The sequence below is a fragment of the Nocardioides currus genome (assembly GCF_003057875.1).
GTDB lineage: Bacteria > Actinomycetota > Actinomycetes > Propionibacteriales > Nocardioidaceae > Nocardioides > Nocardioides currus.
The window spans coordinates 294002-312086 of record NZ_PYXZ01000001.1 but is presented as its reverse complement, the minus strand read 5'-3'; the positions used below and the strand labels follow the sequence as shown (position 1 = coordinate 312086).

The following is an 18085-nucleotide window of genomic DNA, read 5'->3' as shown; positions in this document are numbered from 1 at the left end:
GATGCGATGCCAGAGCCTTCGCCACCACGTCACGACCGATCTCCCTCGCGGAGGAAGAGGAAGATCTCCAGCCTGGCCTGACCGAGGGGGAGCGAACCGTCCCAGAACGCGCGAGTCGGCACCTTGCCCCGGAAGATCTTGTCGTCGGCACACCCGAGCTGACCGGCGACCGACCGCGCGACGTTCTGGCCGGACGTGACGTCGCCGGCACCACCGAACACCAGGACGAGAGCAGCCCGCTCGCCCCGAAGTGATCGCGTACGAGCCCTGATGGCGTCGCATACGGCGCCTCTCGCCGGCGCAGGGAGCGCTGATCCGGTGCTCAGGAGCTGCCCGTTGACCGCGACGGTGAGCGCTGTGGGGTCGGTCTTCATGCCGACGATCGGGGGGATCTTGGGTTCCGGCTCGGGCGGCGGAGGCGGGGTGTACTTGATCGCGGACCCGAGACCGACGATGAACAGCACCAACAGCAGATCGGCGAAGATCCACCCGGCAGCCGATTCGGCAGAGAGAAGTCGCCCGCGTCGAGCGGAAGCGAGCACCTCAGCGCTCCGCCGCGACGGCGGCAGGCACCGAGCCCACGCCGTTCGGCGTGAGAATTCGGAGCATCCGCTCGGCGGCGTCGCGTGCACCCGTCAGTTCCGATGCCTGACCCTGCATCGTGCTCTCGTGGCTGGTGAGCGCCTCTTCGAGGGACTCCAATGTGGCCCTGATCTCTGTGACAGCGCGAGTGAATTCCTCCGAGCTGGTCGCGCGATCGGCGGCCAATGCTTCGATCTGCTCGATGAGGGCGCGAGCGGACGCAGCATTGCTTTCGGAGCTCGTGCCGATCTGTGCCACGGACGTGTTGAGCTGCCCGCTCGCGGACTCGAGCGCGCTGATGGCTTGTGCGCTGAAGTCACGCAGTCGATCACCCATGGAGGACTGGAACTGGGACAACGATCCCTGGACGGAGGTGCTCATCGAGGCGCCGGCTGACTCGAGCGATGCTCGCGCCGATTCCATGCTGGACTCGATCGAGGACCGCATCGAGTCGCTGGCGGTCGTCAATGACGTCCGCGTCGACTGCATGCTCGTCTCGATCGACGACTCCAAGGACGCGATGGCGCTGGACACCGAGACCCTGGTGTCCTCAGCACTTTGCTGGAGTGCCGCTCCCGCCTCCGCTGCCGAGGCAGTGAGTCGTCGCGACTCCTCACCCGCCTCCCGGGCGGACTTGACGAGCTTCGTCATGTCCTTCGTGACCTGCTTCGAGCTGGTCGTGAGGTCCACGACCGCCCCGCGTGTGGCGTCGTGCGCAAGCTGGAGCTTCTGCATCGACGACTTGATGATGCCCTCGATGCGCTGAGGGTGGTCGGCGCGTCGCTTGTTCATGATGCGCTGGGCCTGGGTCAAGGTGCTGACCAGCTCGTGCCGAGCTGCCTTCGCCAGTGACTCCTCGCGGCGGACGTTGACCTCGGCCGACATCCGGTGCAGGACGAGGAAGGCGATCGCCAGGAGGATGAGGCTGAGGGAGATGCCAGCCATCGGCACCAGCATGTGTCGACCGGTGAGGTTATCGTCGAACCCGGTCGCCCATAGGCTGAGGAAGCTCGTGCCGTCGGCCTCGTCGCCGGTCGCCAGCATGGTCTCGTATGCGCGGGTTGCATCGCGGAAGCTCCACCAGGTCCAGGCGACCGGGAGGAAGACGGACACTCCGGATGCGATGCCCAGGAGGCGCTCGACCCAGTTCGGGTGACTGCTCGCCGTCCCTGTGTCGGCCGGGAAGGCCGAGAACAAGTCGACTCCTGCCCACTCGTCGCCTTCCGGGCGCTCGATGTCCGTGGCGAGCGAGCTCAAGTCCGCTGATCGCTTCTCGAACCGCTGGTCAGCGGCCATGGTGCGCAGGCTTGCAGCGCAATCCGCTGCCGTCGTGTCTTCCGACATCGGTTGTTCGTCCCCCCGACCCGGGGCACCTCGAAATGAGGCGCTCCCGGGAGATGCTGCTCAACGTTTGATGATCCGCGAGAAGGTTAGACGGGACGTCCGACAACGTCAGGCGTTCCATGACATTCGGTGAAGAGAACTGCGCCGCGACGTCATTGGAGACCATGGTCCATGGGCGAGCCCGGGTCGCTGTGCTCATCGAAGTGCGTTGATCGCTCGCCTACTGGGCGTCAGGGTGACCGCCTCGAAGCCGCTCGGCTTGTCGGTGATCAGCTCGTATGCCTTGATCGACCTGGCGGCGGCATCCAGGCCCTGCTCCGCCTTGTCCCTACCGAGCCCTTGTTCCGGGTGAGCGAGCCATAGAACGCCGAGCAGAACACAGTCGACTCGTGCCAGTAGAGGAGCCGTGTGGTGCCGACGTACGTGATCGGTCCCTGCAGGCAGTCGCGGATGGCGCGCTGCCATACGCCGACGCCGGTCTTGCACCCGTCAGCGATCACAACGGGGGCAGCGATCCCGTACTTGCTCTCGAGCATCTGGTCTGCGAGGTGCGCGAGAGTCACTTCGGTCATCAGGTCGGACGACACGAACGTGGGCGCTTCGGAATGGTCTCCGTGAGCCATCACCTGTAGCACGTCGGTGGGTGTCGTCAGAGCTGCTGTGATGGTGAGGGGGTCGCGGGAGCGGATGAACTCGATCTCGATGAGCGGGTCGCTCCAGCCAGCGTTGACGTTCTGCAGAACGGACTGGACGAACGTCATTGATGCATCGAATCCGGCATCGAGTCCGAGGTCGATCAGTGTGACCCGACGTGGCTTCACGTGCCTGTCCTCAGGCGTGTCCGACCGCCGATCGAGTCAGAGCGTGTCGTAGTAATGGTGGATCGTCTCAGCCATCAGGTGGCGTCGGTGTCGTAAGAACTCCGGATAGCTCCCAGCCACCAACTCCGCGATGGTCGCCGGGATGGCGTTCTCGGTGAGGTTCTTCTCGAGGTCATCCCTGGAAGTGATCTCGCCGAGCTGGAGGGTTCCGTCTTCGAGCTGTTGGTCGATCTCGGCCATGTAGACCATCGGCGGTTTGTTGCTGATGCTGATGTTGATAGAGGTCTCGGTGAGTGCGTAGTTCGCGACCTGGTTGTAGTCCGCGCGGTCGGCGAAGCCGTTCTTCTGCAGGTAGTCCTTCGGCACGATGTGGTGGATGTCGCCCGAATGCTGGTGCATGGCAGCCACGGTGATGGACTTGGACAGGAAGCCGCGTGCGCCGCTGGCGACCTGGGACGCCAGGAAGGTCTGGAAGTAGGGGCTCACGGTGCTGGTGGTCTCCAGGTTGGACGGCAGCCGGACCGACCAGAACGCGTCGGAGAGCTCGGACTCCTCGATCTGCTTGAGGTAGGCCGCGGCACCCGCCGTCGCAATGCGCCGCATGTCCTGTTCCCAGGTCGTCTCGAAGCTCCCCGAGTGACGGCTGGTGAGCATCGACATCACGAACCAACGTCGGACGATCCGCTTCCGCTCGCCTTCGGACATCGCCTTGTCCTCGCGAAGGCGGAGGTAGAGGGCGTACGTGAAGTTGAGCGCGTTCTTTGAGCCGATCATCCCGGGACGGATGAAGCCTGCCGACTTGATGATCATGAGGAAGTTCTCGAAGTGGTACTTGCTCACGATCTGCAGGAGCGCGGCCTCGAGCCGGTCGTAGGCGATCGGGATGCGCGCCTCGTCGACCTTGCGGGTGTCCGGGTCGCGACCTGACAGCTCGCTGACGATCGAGGCGGCCTTGCCGCGGGTGAAGCCGACCAGGCCGGCGACACGGATGACGTCCCCGTAGGTGGGGTCATAGAGATCCTCTGAGTCATGCCGGAGCCACGCAATGGACTGGAGGAAAGGCGATCCGGCGAACTCGTGATCGTTCTCCTTGATGTCGTCATAGACATGAGGGGCAACCGCGAGATGGCAGAAGTAGTCGATCAGCTTCCTGATGTTGCGGCCGCGGTCGCCGTACGTCGCGATCTTGCTCATGGCGAAGTCAGCGTTGCTGAGAGGCACACCCTTGGAGTTGATGCGGATGAAGATCTCGGACACTGTCTCGACGTCGAGGTCATCGGCGAGCGAGATGATCCCGATCTGTGCGTTCTTGATGCCCATCAGCCTCGAAATGCTGCCCTCGACGGCCGCCTCGTCCACCTCGGGATTGGCAAGGAGGTAGTGCTTGATGAACCCGAAGGTCGACGCGGCGTTGAAGAGCTCGCTGATATCGGGGATCCATGCGGGATCCTTGCGGATGACCGGCGTCACCGTGGCGAACTCCTCGGTGACAGGGTTGAAGGCGATGACGATCCGGATCTTGGCGTACTTCTTGTTGACCACCGGAAGGCCCGCCACGGCTGCACGCAATGCAGTGATGCGCTGCTGACCGTCGATCAGGATCTGTTGGAAGCCAGCGACCTGCCCGCCCTTGAGAGCCGCCCCGATCGAGTGCCACGTGATCAGATACCCAACGGGATAGCCCTTGTAGAGAGAGTCCATCAGGTCGCGGACCTTCACGCTGTCCCACACGAAAGGACGCTGGAGCTCTGGGATCGCGATCTTGTCCGCGTGGACATCTGCGAGAAGCTGCGTGACTGCAGACTGCGTCACCGAGTACTTGGCCATCGTGTCCCCCTGAAATCGTGGCTCGAGGCACGATCTCACGACTCCGGGGGGCACCGAGCGAGAACCCGAGTCCTGCGTCGTTTCCAGAGCTCGGCCGCGTGAAGAGGTTGGCGAGAAACACTTCCGGCCGGCCGCGACCGGCCTAGTCTTCGCGCCATGGAGGATGAATCTCAGGACAAGTTGTACGCGACGACGCTGCAGACGATCGGGGCGGTCGCCAAGCTGCCGATCGTCAGGGTCGACCGCGAGGCCTTCCTGCGCCGGCACTTCGCCGGCGATGCGCACCTGGCTGTCATCGTGCAGGAGGGGCCCGCTGCCGTGTACACGGCGGAATCGCTACGCCGAAAGGCTGACTCGATCATCAAGAGCAGCACGGCCAAGACCTCGGCGGCGTCGTTCGCTACTGGTCTCCCGAGCAATCCGGTGGTGATGTTCGCGGCGGGTGGAGCGGATGTCGTCCAGTACTTCGGGTTCGCCGTCAACCTGGCTCAGCAGATCGCGTACCTCTTCGGCGAGGACGAGCTCTTCGACGGAGGCGAGCAGCTTTCAGACGCCGCTCAGATGCGGGTGATCGCGTACCTCGGTGCGATGTTCGGTGCCGCTGGCGCGGCCGCCCTCGTGACCCAAACCTCGAAGCAGGCCGGAGCCGTGATGGGCAAGAAGGTCGCTGCGCAGGCCTTGACGAAGACCACGTGGTACCCGCTGGTGAAGAAGGTCGGCGCCCTCGTCGGCCAGAAGATCACGAAGAAGACCGTCGAGAAGACGATCACCAAGGCGGTACCTGTGGTCGGCGGCGTCCTGTCCGGTGGCCTGACCTACGTGACGTTCCGACCCATGGGGAATCGCCTTGCGGACGTTCTCATGAAGAACCTGAACGGCGAGTTCGACGACCTGCTCGAGCTGAGCCCGGCCTTCGCTGCGCGGCTCGGCGCCGAGGTCGTCGAGCCTGACACCGAATAGCTGTCATCGGGTCTTTTGGTGTCCCGCGACTACCAAGGAGCGCGGGACGGGTCGGACACCGGCCTGAGTGACATGACCAAGGCAACGAACCATCCGATGATGGTCCACCCTGACAAGAAGTTCACCAGACCGACTGCCGCATGATTGGGCGCGCTACGCGACACCGCGACTGCCCACGGAATCATGTAGCCCATCGTCACGAGGGCGACCATCCACGCCGTCGCCACCACCGCCGGGCTCGTCGAGTGGGGCCGGGCCTGAGCGACGGGTGGCGGCATCGAGCCCATCGGGGCGACGTGATGAGTCCATCTGGCGCCGTCCCAGAACCGGAGTAGCCCATGATTCGGGTACCACCCGGCCGGGGCACCGGTTGGTGCTGGGTTCAGAGCTGCCATCTCAGCCCGTTCTCGAGCCTGTCGTTCCTTCCACTTGTTGGTGACATGCCCAAGCGCGGCGACCGAACCCAGTAGGGCCGCTGCGCCCAGCATCAAGCCGGTTGCCTGAACGGCGGCTCGGTCGTCGTCCGTGGGAGCCAGGTCTGTCCCGGAGCTGTCGGCTGGATCGCCAACCAACAGGTGCTCTGGCACGTCCTCGAAACCGAAGCGGTAGCCGAGGTATCCCAACCGCCCCGCGGAACCGGCGTACCCGACGTATCCGACGTACCCGGGCGTGCCCACGTAGCCACGGTGCGGCTGATAAGTACGTCTGAGGAGCCTCTCGTCATCGACGATGGTGCCGAGGTAGTCCCCGTCCATCGAGTACGCGTCTTCGTCGTCCCATGGGAACCAGCCGATCGGCTCGGCGTCGCTGTTGAACAAGAAGGAGTCGTTAGCCTCGCGACGCCAAGCGATCGCGTCGCCGTCGGTGTTGTAGTAGAAGACAGTCATCCCGATTTCCCGGACATCGTGCGGCGGCGGCCGCGGGTCAGAGCGATCTTAGGTTGGACCTCACCTGTGTGAGTGCCTTTCGCGGCGCACCTGTGCGGACACCCCTGCCGGCAGCTCAGCTCCTCCATGCGCGTCGAGTTCGCGGTTTGCGAGTGCAGGCCTCGGCCTGCATTGATGGGCTTCACCGCATCAACTCTTCTCATCTGCAGGTCTGGACCACCGCCCCCTCATTGTCGGTGGTCGTCCGTAGTGTCCTCGACACGAGCCGCGGGGGCGGCTCGTAGGACGGGGTCGAGATGAGCAACGAGCTGGAGCGTCGCTGGGACGACGCGGTGGAGACGGCCTGGCGGGAGTTCCGCCAGCGGCTGGCCGACCGGATGTTCGAGATGGCCGAGGACGACTCACTGGTCGTCGAGGTGACCGACGAGGTCGTCGGTGGGTCGGCGCCGTACTGCCAGGTCCTGGCCGGCCCGGGCGTGCTGCGCGTCGAGGCGGTGAGCAACGAGTACCTCGCGGAGCAGTTCGAGCTGGACGCCGAGCAGGAGCGCGCGTTGGTCGCCCTCGACTTCTGCCCGCCCGAGGTGACGGAGTGGGGCAACGTGGAGACGAACTTCCACGTCGACGTCGAACAGCGCGAGGCCGACCGGGTCGCGGTGATGGTCGTGCGCGCGCTGCGCGAGGTCTACGCCGTGGTCCACCCGGCCTGGCTGGCGGCGGACGGGCTCGAGCCGACCTTCACGCCCGCCGAAGCGCCGCCGGTCGAGGTCGACCGTCCGGTGTCGCCGACGTCGGTCGCCGAGGTCCAGGCTGCCATCGACCTCGCGATCGCCGGGATGTACGCCGAGGCGCCGGAGTGGGACGAGGACGACGACCTCCCGCTGCCCACTGAGCGGTGCACGGTCTGGGCGGTCGTCAGCAGCAAGGGGCCGCGCGTGCTGCTGCACTGCACGCTCATCGACGGCATCGAGAACCTCGATGCGGTCATGGCCGAGGTCAACCGCCTCAACCGCGCGGAGTTCGGGCTCACGTTCTTCGTCGCCGACGAGCAGCGGGTCGCCGTCACCCGCGAGATCGGGCTCGACGCCGTCGTGCCGTCCTCACTGCGAGCCGAGATCGACCGGCTCGTCGGCAAGGTCGACGAGTGGGCCGCCGCGATGGAGGAGGTCGCCGCGACGGAGCGGAAGCGGGCGATCCCGCCGAAGCCGACGCGCTTCACGACCGCGTGGTCGGTCATGGTGGAGCTGGAGCGGGAGGAGCGCGGCTCTGTCGGCCCGGCGACGCTGGTCCGGATCTTCGAGAACGACACGGGTCTTCTCATCAAGGCGATCCGGATCAACGAGCAGCGCCGACGCGAGATGCGCCTGAAGCTGCGCGACGCGCAGAAGGGCGGGCACCGGCGCACCGAGAAGCTCGCACGCGCACGGGTCGACTACCTGCGCGAGCTGACCGCCCGCATGCGCGCGGCGCTGCGACTGATCGTCGATGCCCCGGTGCGCAAGGTGCAGCTCGACCAGCTCGCGCTCTTCGACGAGGACGACTGCGGGACCGGCCGGTGAACCGCGCGATTCGACAGCGCGTGCCTCGGGACGATGTGAGGGTGTGCCCATGCCTCGTCTGATCCCGGAGTCGCCGACGTTCCAGACCGCCTCCGAACGACAGGTGTGGGAGCTGCTGCGCGACCAGCTCGGCCCTGACGACGTGCTCCTGGCCAACCTGCGCCTCACCGACGCCGACAAGGACGTCGAGGCCGATCTCGTCGTGCTCATGCCCGAGGTCGGCATCCTCGTGCTCGAGGTCAAGGGCGGCAGCGTCCACGTCGAGCCCGACGACTCCGACGGCCACGTCTGGCGGCTGGCTACCAAGGGCGTGTATCGCCGCATCCGCCCCGTCGACCAGGTGCGCGACGCCAAGCACGCGCTCAAGCGATACGTCGAGCAGCACCCGGACGGCGGAGCGCAGCGACGCGTCGGCTGGGGACACGGACTTGTGACCACCTACTCGAGCTTCGAGTCGACCTTCACCGTTCCCGAGCTCCCGCGCTGGGCACTGCACGACAAGGACGACCTGGAGACCCTGGCCGACCGAGCGCGCGCGAACGCGTGGGGGATGCTCCACAGCCAGCGCCCGCCCACGCGCGACGACGTCGAGGTCATCACCGACATCCTGACGGGGCGGTTCGCAGCGCCGTACGACGTGAACGCCGAGTCCGACGACCGGGCGGCCGAGTTCGACCGGCTGACGATGGAGCAGGCGACGATCCTGCGGGTGACCCGGCTTCTCCCGCGGGTCGAGGTTCGTGGCGGCGCCGGAAGCGGCAAGACCGTGCTCGCGCTCCAGCAGGCCAAGGAGCTCACCCGCGGCGGCAACGACCGCAAGCCACAACGGGTCGCGCTGCTGTGCTACTCGATCGGCCTCGCCGAGCACCTCAAGCGGCAGGTCATGACGTGGGACCGCCGCCACCGGCCAGCCTTCGTCGGCACCTTCCACGCCTTCGGGAAGCAATGGGGTGCGGCCGACGGCGAGCGCACGGACAGCGAGTTCTGGGAGGAGCGGCTGCCCGCCGAGATGGCGGAGCTGGCGCAACAGCTGCCCGACGGCAAGAAGTACGACGCGGTCATCGTCGACGAGGCCCAGGACTTCGCCGACTCCTGGTGGAGCCCGGTGCTGGCCTCGCTGCGCGACGAGGAGGAAGGCGGCCTCTTCGTCTACTCCGACGAGAACCAGCGCATCTTCGCCCGCTTCGGTCGCCCGCCGGTGGCACTGGTCCCGCTGGTGCTCGACCACAACCTGCGCAACACCAAGCAGATTCACGACTCGTTCGGTCCGCTCGCGCCGAGCCGGATGTACTCCCGCGGCGGCGACGGCCCGGCCGTCAGGTTCGTCGAGGCCAGCCAGGACGAGGCGACGGCCACCGCCGACGACGAGGTCGACCGGCTGCTCGACGAGGGGTGGGAGCCGCGCAACATCGCGCTGCTGACGACCGGCCACCGCCACCCGATCCAGGTCGAGCGCACCGACTTCCACGACCAGGAGGGCTACTGGAGCACCTACTGGGACGACGACGTCTTCTACGGCCACATCCTCGGGTGCAAGGGGCTCGAGCGTCGCGCGGTCGTGCTCTGCCTCAACGAGGACGGCACGCGCGACCGGGCGCGCGAGCGGTTGTACGTCGGCATGTCACGCGCCACGGACGTCCTCGTGGTCGTGGGGGAGCCGGCGATCGTGCGCCGGGTCGGCGGCGAGGACGTCGCCCGGCGGCTGGGCCTCTAGCCCGGCTCGACGTCGACGACGTACGCGTCGTGGTCCGACAGGCGCCTGCCGTCGTGCTCGGCCACGACGCGCGAGGCCACGCCGGACCAACCGGCCGGGATCGCGATGTGGTCGATGCTCAGGAGGCCGTCGATCGCGTGCGGGAGGTCAGATGTCGGTACGTGGAGTCCGCGCTGCTCGACAGCGCCGAAGATCGCTGTCCGGCCACCCTGCGAGCCGGCGTACTCCCTGCCGGTGAGGGCGTGGTTCCAGTCGCCGCCCCACACGAGGCGCTCGGTGTCGCGCAGGTTCGTCACCAGCTCGTCGACGGCGTTCGACGTCTTCTCCACGTGACGCTCGCCGACCCACGGCGGACGCGAGCCGCACGACCGCCACGGCAGCACCGAGCTGACGTACGTCGTCGAGTCGATGCGCACCCGCGCGCTCGCAGGGTGGGGGTCGGGCCTGATCTCCATCGGCAGACGGCTGGCCACACCGGCCCACCGACGGCGAGGTGCCATGAACGCCTCCGAGATGTGGAGCTCGTGCTCCGGCAGGTCGGTCCGGTCGCTCACCTCCGTGAGGAGCCAGACGTCGCACTGCGCCTCCAGCAGCAGGAAGGCGTGGTCCTCGGACCAGCGGCCGGCGAGGTTCCACGTCCCGATGCGCACGCCGCATCATCGCCGATCGACGACGCCCTCCGGATGAGAATCGTCGTTGTCCACAGGCAGCGAGGAGGGTCTGGCGGGCGGACCTGATCGGCGGCTTGGCTGGACGCATGAAACGCCTTCTCGGGACCCTCCTCGCCGCCTGCCTCCTGGTCGGATGCAGCACCGACAAGACCAATGCCCCGCCACGTCCGGGCGATGACGACGAGCCGGTGGCCGACGAGGCGACGTACAGCACGAGCAAGACGGTGAGACCGACGTGGCGCACCAAGGTTGATGCGGTCGGGCAGCCCGTCGTCGTGGACGACGTCGCGCTCGTGCTGGCGCAGCCCGCGAACACCATGCAGATGGTGGCCCTGGACCTGCAGAGCGGGCGCGAGCTGTGGCGCAAGAGCTACGACCCGAGCGCCTTCCTGACGGGTACCTCGCTCTCGCCGGTCGTCGTGAAGGACCGCACAGGACGTGACCTGGTGGTGCTGAGGCGGCCGCGGACGACGATCGACGACTACTCCTACTGGCCGCTGCAGGCCGTGCTGCCACGCACCGGGAAGGTCGTGGGGGAGACCGGACGCTGCCGGCGTCCACCGCGCCTGCGACCAGGGTCCGGGCGTCTGCCTCGACGGCGAGTTCGTCTACTCACGCTCTCCGCTCGATCCGGGCGGCCCGGGGCAGGTGACCTCGGGCACGCCGTCGACGCGGTGGGACCCGCTGCACCCGCGCCGCGAGTCGGCGTCGCTCGGTGGGCCGGACGCCACGTTCAACATCGCGTCGCCGGACATCTACGCCACCCGCCTCGGGATCCAGCGAATCCTGCGCCTGGACCACGGCACGGAGGTGTGGGCGAGGACGATGAGCCAGGTCTTCGGTCCGCACCGGGCGACGACCGATCACGGGTGGTCGTTCGACCACGACGAGAAGAGTGACGTCCTCGTCGGTTCGCTGGGATACACCTTCCCGCAGGCGAGCCGGGACCGCTTCGACCGCGGCAAGCCCGTCACGTACTCGCTGGACGACATGCACCAGATGACGGGGATCGACGCCGCCACCGGCGACCGGTTGTGGCGCCTGAAGGGTGCTGATCCGTTCTGCGCGCTCACCAGAGGCAGGACGGCTGCGGCCTGCATCCTGGACGGGCGCGTCACCGAGCAGGAGGGCGCGGACATACGTCGCCACGCGCTCACGGCCCGGCTGGTCGGTCTCGCGCCGAGGACCGGCAAGCAGACGTGGTCGATCGACCTCGAACGTCGTACGGCGATGGCCTCCGTCATCGAGGGCCTGGTCGTGAAGGCGCCAGACGGCGTGGTGGTGGGCACCGACCAGGGGAGGACCCCCGTGGACCTCGACGACGGCACCCAGACCCCGGTATCGGACGGCGTGGTCACGTTCTGCTCGGACGGTGTCGAGAAGGCGGGCGAGGTCGAGCGAAGTGCCGGCAGCTTGCTCTTCCTGTGCTCACCGGACGGCACCCGCGCGGACGGACCGGTGACCGAGTGGGGCGTCGCGACGTTGCCGGAGACCAACGGTCTGCGCCTGGTGTCGGTCGAGGGCAGGGTGATCGCCTACCCCCTGTGAGGGTGCTCGCTCGACGCAGTTACTCGACCGACGTACTATTTACTCGTGCAGGTAACTACCCGTTCGGTCGCGTCAGCGGCGCGTCGGGCGCAGATCCTCGACGCGACGATCGCGGTGATCGCCGCCGAGGGGTTCGCCAGCGCCTCCTTCAAGCGCATCGCGGATCAGGCGGCACTCTCGAGCACGCGGCTCATCAGCTACCACTTCGCCGGGAAGGGCGAGCTGATGTCCGCCCTGGTCGAGCACGTCGTCACCGGCATCGGCGACCACGTCGGTGCGCTGGTGATGACCCAGGCGACTCCGAGCGGCCGGCTCGCGGCGTACATCGAAGGCGTGGTCGGCTTCTCAGACACCCACCGCAACGAGATGTCCGCCTTGCTCCAGGTGGTGATGGCCGGCGCGGGCGGCGCCACGACCGCTGAGCCGAGCGACGTCAGCCACCTCGAGCGGATCCTGCGCGACGGACAGGAGGCGGGCGCGATGCGCGTCTTCGACGTCTCTGTGATGGCAACGACCATCCAGCGAGCGGTCGAGGCCGTGCCCTTCCAGCTGCAGTCCGAGCCCGGCCTCGACTGTGCGGCCTACTCCCGCGAGCTGGTCGCACTCTTCGACCGCGCGACGAGGGCAGACGCGTGACGCTCCTGCGCCCGGTCCTCGGCATCGCCGGATCGACGGCCCTCTACTACCTGATGCGCCACCTCGGCGTCAGCGTGTACGCCGCGCTCGTGGTCGGCGCCGTCCTCTCCCTGGTCCCGGCGGTGGCGTCGATGGCGAGGGGCAACCGGCCGAGCGGGCTCGAGGCGTTCTTCACGGTCCTGCTCTTCGCCAGCTTCGCGATCTCGCTGCTGCCCGGAGACGAGCGGTTCCTGCTCGCCAAGGACGCGTTGATCACCGGCGGTGTGGGCTCGTGGTTCCTCGCCAGCCTGCGGTGGGCCGACAGGCCGCTGGCCTACCAGTTCGCCAAGCCGATGGTCGAGGGCCGGCTGGGGTGGGTCGGTGACTGGGAGGAGCGCTGGGAGCGGGACGAGTGGTTCCGACGGATGTGGCGGACGTCGAGTGTCCTCTGGGCGCTCGGCACCGTGCTCGACGCCGCCGGTCGCGTCGTGATGGCCTACGCCTTGCCGCCCGACCTGGTCCCCGGACTCAACCTGGCGATGTACGTCGCCACGGCCGTCGTGCTCAACGTCGTGACGACCGTCGTCTACGTGCGCGCCGGCGCGATCCGCGGTCGTCGCCAGCGAATGACCGCGTGAGGGTTGTCATCGCCGCGGTCTCGGGGTCAGATGGAGGGCCACGCCGGCTCGGTCCCCTGGAGGCCCCCATGTCCCTCGTCCGCCGCCTCGCTGCCCTCGCCGGAGCGCTCGCGCTCGGCACCTCGCTCGGCCTCGTCGCGCCGGCCACGGCCGGCCCGGGTCATGGCCATGGTCATGGGCACGGTCACGAACACGGGCATGGACATGGGCACGGCGACCACCACGGCGACAGGGGCTGCAACCGCGTGCAGGACCGCATCGAGCTGCCCACCGGCTGGCAGCCCGAGGGGATCACGGCCGACGGGCGCAAGCTCTACGTCGGCTCGCTTGCGGACGGCCGCATCCTGCGGGCCAACCCCCGCAACGGGTCGGTCCACGTGCTGTCCCGTAGCGGCGGCACAGGTGCGCCGTCGGTCGGCATCGACTACGACGCGAAGCGCAAGGTGCTCTGGGTGGCCGGCGGGCCGTCCGGCGAGATCCGGGCGCACAGCGCGACGTCGGGGGCGCTGCTCGCGCGCTACCCGCTGCCTGCCGACGCCGAGGGTCGATTCGTCAACGACATCGTCGTGACCAGGAACGCGGTCTACGCCACCGACTCCTCGAACGCCGAGCTGGGCGTCGTGCGCCTCGACGGCCGGAAGGTGCCGGCCTCGGCTCCCGCCGAGGTGCTGCCGGTGAGCGGCGACTTCGTCCTCGCGGACGGGTTCAACCTCAACGGCATCGTCGCGTCCGACGATTGGCTGCTGGCCGTGCAGTCCGCCACCGGCACGCTCTTCCGCATCGACCCCGCGACCGGCGTGGCGAAGGCCGTCGACCTCGGCGGCTACCAGCTGACCAATGGCGACGGGCTCGAGCCCGACGGCGACACGGTCTACGTCGTGCGCAACCGGGACAACCTGATCGCCGCGCTCGAGCTCGACGACGACCGTACGGCGGGGGAGCTGGTCGACGAGATCACCAGCGACGACTTCGACGTGCCCACCACGGCCGCCCTCCTGTGCGGCAGCCTGTTCGCCGTGAACGCGCGCTTCGGCAACCCGGCGCCCACGACGGCGGACTACTGGATCATCCGCGTGGAGGCGGACTGACCGGAAGGTCATTTGGTCGGGGCCATCAGGTCGAGCTGGTCGGGGGCCAATCCCAGCGCCTCGCGGATGCGGCGACGATCGACCAGGAGTAGGTCGTCAATGGGATCGTCGAACGGGTCGACATGCGTGAACGGGATGTTGCACCACCGCAGCGCCCGGCGCAGATCGCCGTGGCGCTCATACGCCTCGGCGACCAAGTGGCAAGAGGTCGCGCTGACTGAGTCGGTCCGGGCGAGCTGACGAAGGTGCGCGTCAAAACCGTCGGCGGCATCGCGGTCTCCCTCGTCCAGAGCCAGGGACAGCAAGTTGCCGATCGGGTCGGAGGCGGCCTCGCCCCCGTCGGCGAGGGCCTCCCCGAAGCAGCGGCGGGCGTCGGCGTACGACCTGCGCATCTGCCAGTGCTCGCCAGCGGCAAGGAGCAGGGAAGCGCGACCGTACTCACCCTGCTCGAGGTCGTCTGCCTCTCGCTCGAATCGGTCCGGTTTGTCAGCGGTCGGGACGCGCTCCTCGACAGCGGTGAGGAGGTCGAAAAGCTCGTCTTCGGTCACACCACGAGCCTGCCACCGAGCGCTCAGGCGGCGCTACGGACCATCCGAGGCTCGGCGCCCGCGACGTGGGACATGAACTCGAGCCAGCCGTGTTCGGTGACGAGGACCATCGCGCTCGTGAAGATGGACTGCATGTGGTTGGAGTAGCGCCAGCCCCTGAGCCAGACCGCTTCGTTCGGCCCGAACACGGTGAACCCGGGTCGCACGATGATCGTGACCGCCATGTGCTCGAGGCCGACGCCCCGCCGCCAGCCGAGGTCGAATGACTCGACGGCCGCGCGCAGGTGGCTCGAGATGTCGTCGTGGTCATCAAGCAGCGCCGGCACAGGCAGAGGGTCGACCCGCAACAGGGTCTGCGTGGTCGACGGTCGATGGACCAGCGCCAGCCAGGCGGTGTCCTCGTCCAGGCTGACCTGCGCGGCCACTTCGCGGACGAGTCGGTGAAGGTCCTTGAGCTCGTAGGTCGGGAGTACGTCCATGGCCTCACCCTGCCCCGAACGGCGCCGATCGCGCTGGCGTTGTCCACAGGCGTCGAGGCGGGGGTGTCGGTTCGGCGTGCGAACGAGAAGGCTGGTCGGACCAGACCATCACGGAGGAGCCCATGGGATTCAGCACCGATTTCGTCGGACACATCGACATCGCACCGCCACTCAACGAGGCCGAGACGCAGTACCTGCTGGCGTTCTCGGGGTCGCGTCGTTACGACCGAGGCGATCCGTACGACGTCCCCGGCAACCCGCTCGCCGAGACTCGTCTGGGCGTCCCGATGGAGCGCTACAACGCTCCGTCTGCGGGGCAGCCGAACCTGTGGTGCGACTGGGAGGTCTGTTGGGACGGCTGCTGCATCACGTGGAGCGGGAAGGAGAAGTCGTACTCGATGGAGCCGTGGCTGCGCTACGTCATCGACCACTTTCTCCGTCCGGGTGCCGTTGCCTCGAAGGATCCGCGGTTCGAGGACTTCACGTTCGACCACGTGCTGAACGGCATCGTGGTCGGGTGCAGGCGTGACACCAAGGAGCTGTTCACGCTCGAGGCCGCCGACAACGTCGTGTCGCGCAGCGTGATCAGGACAGCGGATCCCAGGTATCTCGACTACCCCCCGTTGGCATACGAGGAGGAGATCGACCGGGAGGCGACGGTGCTGCGAAGGCGACGGCGCCCGCTGCCAGAGGAGGAGGCGGAGGTGGTGCGACTTGCCGACCGCCAAGTATGATCAGAGTATGACCACTCGCATCACCGTGAGCCTGCCCGAGGAGCTCGTCGCCGCTGCCCACGCCGCTGTCGCGGCAGGCAGTGCGACGTCGGTGTCGGCCTACGTTGCGAGCGCTCTCTCGGAGAAGGCCGGTCGCGAGACGCTGGCTGGGCTGCTGGCCGAATGGGTCGAGGAACTGGGGCCGCCCACCGCCGACGAGGAGGCGTGGGTCGAGGGCGCGTTGGCCGAGATGGGCCTTGGTGACTGACGGACTCTGCCTCGACGCCGGGGCGCTGATCGGCGTCGAGCGAGCCGACGCTCGTGTGGTTCACCTGCTGCACCGGGCACATGCCATGGGCGCGACGGTGGAGATCCCGACCGGCGTCGTTGCACAGGTCTGGCGAGGTGGTCGACAGGCCCGACTCGCGCGGTTTCTCCGCGCGGACCACGTCACGCTGGTCGAGCTCGACGCCGACACCGCTCGGGCAGTCGGAGTCATGTGCGGTCGTAGCGGAGTCTCCGACGTCGTGGACGGGCACGTTGCCCTTCACGCGCGTCGGAGGAGGCTGAGCGTGCTGACCTCGGACCCGGACGACATCTCTGCCTTCGATCCGACGCTGTCGATCATCGCTATCTGAGCCGTACGACGACGTCGGCCGCGTCGCGGGTCGCCGCCACCAGCGCGGCGTTCGCCTCGTCGCTGCGGTTCACCCATTCACGCGCGGCAGCGAGCGACTTGCCGAACTGCACGTGCCGGCGGATGAGCCGTGCGCGACGAAGGGCGTCGTCCACCTCGACGTACCAGACCTCGGTCAGCAGCGGCCGCACCTGCACCCAACCGCCGTCGGGCAGCAGCAGGTAGTTGCCCTCGGTCACCACCAGCTGCGCGGACGGCTCGATCGCGAGGGCGGCGGCGATCGGCTGCTCGAGGTCGCGTTCGAAGCCGGGGGCGAAGACGGTCGACCCCGAATCCGATTGCACGCGGCGGAGCGTCGCGACGTAGCCGTCGACGTCGAAGGTCTCCGGCGCCCCCTTGCGGTTGCGGAGACCGAGGCGCTCGAGCTGGACGTCCGCGAGATGGAAACCGTCCATCGGGAGGTGGCCGACGTCCGCGCCCAGCCGCGACAGCAGCAGGTCGGTGAGCGTCGACTTGCCCGCACCCGGTGGCCCGGTGATGCCGAGGACGGCCCGTCCCGCAGGCGACTGCAGCGTCGATGCGCGCGCCACGAGGTCGGGGAGGGACGAGGACACGAGCCCATCGTGACAGCCGCGTCGACCGTGGGACACGATCAACCCATGACGTCGCTCGTGGTCCGCTCCGCCGGCTTCTCGCCGGTCAAGGGGATGCGGCACGCCGCGCACGATCGCGTGGCCCTCGACGAGCAGGGTGCGGTGGGGGACCGCGCCTTCTGCCTGGTCGATCCGGCCCGTGCGCAGGTGCTGCGGACGGTGCAGCACCCCGAACTGATCGCGGTCGTCGCCCGGCTAGACGACGGCGTGCTGTCGATGGCGCTCCCCACCGGTGACAGGGTCGAAGCGGAGCCACACCCCACGGGTGAGCGGATCGCGTGCGACTACTGGGGGCGCACGGTCGACCTGGCGCTGCTCGACGGGCCGCACGCCGGCGCGATCAGCGAGATGCTCGGCCGCGCCGTACGCCTGGCCGCCGCTCCGCCCGGCGCCGTGGTCTTCGGCGCGCCCGTCACCGTCGTCGGCACAGGCTCCCTGCGCGCCGTCTCGGAGTCGATCGGCGAAGAGGTGGATCCGGCGCGGTTCCGGGCGACGCTCGTCGTGGAGACGGACGAGGCGTGGGTCGAGGACACGTGGCTGGGCGAGGAGGTGGACGCGGGCAGCGCTCGTCTGCGGATCGGCGGCCCCGTGCCGCGGTGCGCGGTGATCGACCACCACCCCGTGACGGGCGCGAAGGACCTCAGGATCCTCAAGCTGCTGACCCAGCAGCGGCCGACGAACCGGGCGGGGGAGCCGATGTTCGGGGTGTACGCCGAGGTCCTGACGTCCGGAGTCGTCCGGCAACGATCGGGAGACGTTTCGCGCTAGAGGTCGTCGCGACGCGAGAAAAGGCGCATGATCAAT

21 protein-coding genes are annotated in these 18085 nt (G+C 68.1%); 11 read left to right on the top strand and 10 right to left on the bottom strand.

Features of this window, described 5'->3' with window-relative positions:
- Positions 1-29: 29 nt before the first annotated feature.
- The 4 genes from C7S10_RS01540 to C7S10_RS01525 form a co-directional block, all read right to left on the bottom strand.
- Positions 30-464, bottom strand: coding sequence for a hypothetical protein (locus tag C7S10_RS01540; RefSeq protein ID WP_165807017.1), 435 nt, complete (start codon positions 462-464; stop codon positions 30-32).
- Positions 465-543: 79 nt separating this feature from the next.
- Complete coding sequence (locus C7S10_RS01535; RefSeq protein WP_108342646.1) at positions 544-1926, bottom strand: chorismate synthase; 1383 nt, start codon at positions 1924-1926, stop codon at positions 544-546.
- A 269-nt stretch (positions 1927-2195) separates the two neighbouring features.
- Positions 2196-2747: a hypothetical protein gene (locus C7S10_RS01530; protein WP_243395143.1), complete on the bottom strand. Its 552-nt coding sequence runs from the start codon at positions 2745-2747 to the stop codon at positions 2196-2198.
- Between the two features lie 36 nt (positions 2748-2783).
- Positions 2784-4574, bottom strand: a complete 1791-nt coding sequence (locus C7S10_RS01525; RefSeq protein WP_108342645.1) for a GmrSD restriction endonuclease domain-containing protein — start codon at positions 4572-4574, stop codon at positions 2784-2786.
- Between the two features lie 156 nt (positions 4575-4730).
- On the opposite strand from C7S10_RS01525, the gene C7S10_RS01520 reads away from it, so the two are divergent.
- Positions 4731-5534 (top strand): hypothetical protein, encoded by an 804-nt coding sequence (locus tag C7S10_RS01520; protein WP_108342644.1) that lies wholly within the window; start codon positions 4731-4733, stop codon positions 5532-5534.
- Between the two features lie 29 nt (positions 5535-5563).
- On the opposite strand, the gene C7S10_RS22445 is transcribed toward C7S10_RS01520, so the two are convergent.
- Positions 5564-6421 carry a superinfection immunity protein gene (locus C7S10_RS22445; RefSeq protein ID WP_207769186.1) on the bottom strand — a complete coding sequence of 286 codons (858 nt, stop codon included), beginning with the start codon at positions 6419-6421 and terminating at the stop codon, positions 5564-5566.
- 296 nt (positions 6422-6717) lie between these two features.
- Here C7S10_RS22445 and C7S10_RS01505 point away from each other — a divergent pair, with 296 nt between their 5' ends.
- Positions 6718-7977: a TY-Chap domain-containing protein gene (locus tag C7S10_RS01505; RefSeq protein ID WP_108342643.1), complete on the top strand. Its 1260-nt coding sequence runs from the start codon at positions 6718-6720 to the stop codon at positions 7975-7977.
- A 49-nt stretch (positions 7978-8026) separates the two neighbouring features.
- Positions 8027-9691 (top strand): nuclease-related domain-containing DEAD/DEAH box helicase, encoded by a 1665-nt coding sequence (locus tag C7S10_RS01500; RefSeq protein WP_108342642.1) that lies wholly within the window; start codon positions 8027-8029, stop codon positions 9689-9691.
- Here C7S10_RS01500 and C7S10_RS01495 read toward each other — a convergent pair.
- Positions 9688-10341, bottom strand: a complete 654-nt coding sequence (locus C7S10_RS01495) for an endonuclease/exonuclease/phosphatase family protein (RefSeq protein WP_108342641.1) — start codon at positions 10339-10341, stop codon at positions 9688-9690. The genes C7S10_RS01500 and C7S10_RS01495 overlap by 4 nt on opposite strands.
- Before the next feature lie 669 nt (positions 10342-11010).
- Between C7S10_RS01495 and C7S10_RS01490 the strand changes: the two genes are divergently transcribed.
- From C7S10_RS01490 to C7S10_RS01480, 3 genes are read left to right on the top strand one after another with little or no spacing between them, the layout of a single operon-like run.
- Positions 11011-11910 (top strand): outer membrane protein assembly factor BamB family protein, encoded by a 900-nt coding sequence (locus C7S10_RS01490; RefSeq protein ID WP_108342640.1) that lies wholly within the window; start codon positions 11011-11013, stop codon positions 11908-11910.
- Positions 11911-11955: 45 nt separating this feature from the next.
- On the top strand, positions 11956-12546 hold the full coding sequence (locus tag C7S10_RS01485) for a TetR/AcrR family transcriptional regulator (RefSeq protein ID WP_108342639.1): 591 nt from the start codon (positions 11956-11958) through the stop codon (positions 12544-12546).
- Positions 12543-13163, top strand: a complete 621-nt coding sequence (locus tag C7S10_RS01480; RefSeq protein ID WP_108342638.1) for a VC0807 family protein — start codon at positions 12543-12545, stop codon at positions 13161-13163. The genes C7S10_RS01485 and C7S10_RS01480 overlap by 4 nt, the downstream gene beginning before the upstream one ends.
- Positions 13164-13189: 26 nt before the next feature.
- Here the strand turns inward: C7S10_RS01480 and C7S10_RS01475 are convergent, their stop codons facing one another.
- Positions 13190-13369, bottom strand: a complete 180-nt coding sequence (locus tag C7S10_RS01475) for a hypothetical protein (protein ID WP_133176403.1) — start codon at positions 13367-13369, stop codon at positions 13190-13192.
- Positions 13370-13408: 39 nt separating this feature from the next.
- Here C7S10_RS01475 and C7S10_RS01470 point away from each other — a divergent pair, with 39 nt between their 5' ends.
- Positions 13409-14251, top strand: coding sequence for an SMP-30/gluconolactonase/LRE family protein (locus tag C7S10_RS01470; RefSeq protein ID WP_108342636.1), 843 nt, complete (start codon positions 13409-13411; stop codon positions 14249-14251).
- Positions 14252-14259: 8 nt separating this feature from the next.
- Here the strand turns inward: C7S10_RS01470 and C7S10_RS01465 are convergent, their stop codons facing one another.
- The gene (locus C7S10_RS01465; protein WP_108342635.1) at positions 14260-14799 is read right to left on the bottom strand and encodes a hypothetical protein; all 540 of its coding nucleotides are present in this window, start codon (positions 14797-14799) and stop codon (positions 14260-14262) included.
- A 23-nt stretch (positions 14800-14822) separates the two neighbouring features.
- Entirely contained in the window at positions 14823-15278 is a 456-nt protein-coding gene (locus C7S10_RS01460; RefSeq protein ID WP_108342634.1) for a hypothetical protein, read from the bottom strand.
- 122 nt (positions 15279-15400) lie between these two features.
- On the opposite strand from C7S10_RS01460, the gene C7S10_RS01455 reads away from it, so the two are divergent.
- The 3 genes from C7S10_RS01455 to C7S10_RS01445 are packed head-to-tail and all read left to right on the top strand — an operon-like array spanning position 15401 to position 16629.
- Entirely contained in the window at positions 15401-16012 is a 612-nt protein-coding gene (locus C7S10_RS01455) for a hypothetical protein (RefSeq protein WP_108342633.1), read from the top strand.
- A gap of 7 nt (positions 16013-16019) precedes the next feature.
- Positions 16020-16259, top strand: a complete 240-nt coding sequence (locus C7S10_RS01450) for a toxin-antitoxin system antitoxin subunit (protein WP_108342632.1) — start codon at positions 16020-16022, stop codon at positions 16257-16259.
- A complete protein-coding gene (locus C7S10_RS01445; protein WP_207769185.1) occupies positions 16252-16629 on the top strand; it encodes a PIN domain-containing protein in 378 nt (125 codons plus the stop codon). The genes C7S10_RS01450 and C7S10_RS01445 overlap by 8 nt, the downstream gene beginning before the upstream one ends.
- On the opposite strand, the gene C7S10_RS01440 is transcribed toward C7S10_RS01445, so the two are convergent.
- Positions 16622-17242, bottom strand: coding sequence for a nucleoside/nucleotide kinase family protein (locus C7S10_RS01440; RefSeq protein ID WP_108342630.1), 621 nt, complete (start codon positions 17240-17242; stop codon positions 16622-16624). The genes C7S10_RS01445 and C7S10_RS01440 overlap by 8 nt on opposite strands.
- A gap of 45 nt (positions 17243-17287) precedes the next feature.
- Here C7S10_RS01440 and C7S10_RS01435 point away from each other — a divergent pair, with 45 nt between their 5' ends.
- Positions 17288-18049, top strand: a complete 762-nt coding sequence (locus tag C7S10_RS01435) for an MOSC domain-containing protein (protein ID WP_108342629.1) — start codon at positions 17288-17290, stop codon at positions 18047-18049.
- Positions 18050-18085 lie beyond the last annotated feature (36 nt).

Excerpts from the sequence above, each read along its gene's own strand:
- C7S10_RS01535 (WP_108342646.1), bottom strand. The coding sequence starts at position 1,926 with ATGTCGGAAGACACGACGGCAGCGGATTGCGCTGCAAGCCTGCGCACC.
- C7S10_RS01525 (WP_108342645.1), bottom strand. The coding sequence starts at position 4,574 with ATGGCCAAGTACTCGGTGACGCAGTCTGCAGTCACGCAGCTTCTCGCA.
- C7S10_RS01520 (WP_108342644.1), top strand. The coding sequence starts at position 4,731 with ATGGAGGATGAATCTCAGGACAAGTTGTACGCGACGACGCTGCAGACG.
- C7S10_RS22445 (WP_207769186.1), bottom strand. The coding sequence starts at position 6,421 with ATGACTGTCTTCTACTACAACACCGACGGCGACGCGATCGCTTGGCGT.
- C7S10_RS01505 (WP_108342643.1), top strand. The coding sequence starts at position 6,718 with ATGAGCAACGAGCTGGAGCGTCGCTGGGACGACGCGGTGGAGACGGCC.
- C7S10_RS01500 (WP_108342642.1), top strand. The coding sequence starts at position 8,027 with ATGCCTCGTCTGATCCCGGAGTCGCCGACGTTCCAGACCGCCTCCGAA.
- C7S10_RS01475 (WP_133176403.1), bottom strand. The coding sequence starts at position 13,369 with ATGTCCATGCCCGTGTTCGTGACCGTGCCCATGACCATGGCCATGACC.
- C7S10_RS01460 (WP_108342634.1), bottom strand. The coding sequence starts at position 15,278 with ATGGACGTACTCCCGACCTACGAGCTCAAGGACCTTCACCGACTCGTC.
- C7S10_RS01455 (WP_108342633.1), top strand. The coding sequence starts at position 15,401 with ATGGGATTCAGCACCGATTTCGTCGGACACATCGACATCGCACCGCCA.
- C7S10_RS01450 (WP_108342632.1), top strand. The coding sequence starts at position 16,020 with ATGACCACTCGCATCACCGTGAGCCTGCCCGAGGAGCTCGTCGCCGCT.
- C7S10_RS01435 (WP_108342629.1), top strand. The coding sequence starts at position 17,288 with ATGACGTCGCTCGTGGTCCGCTCCGCCGGCTTCTCGCCGGTCAAGGGG.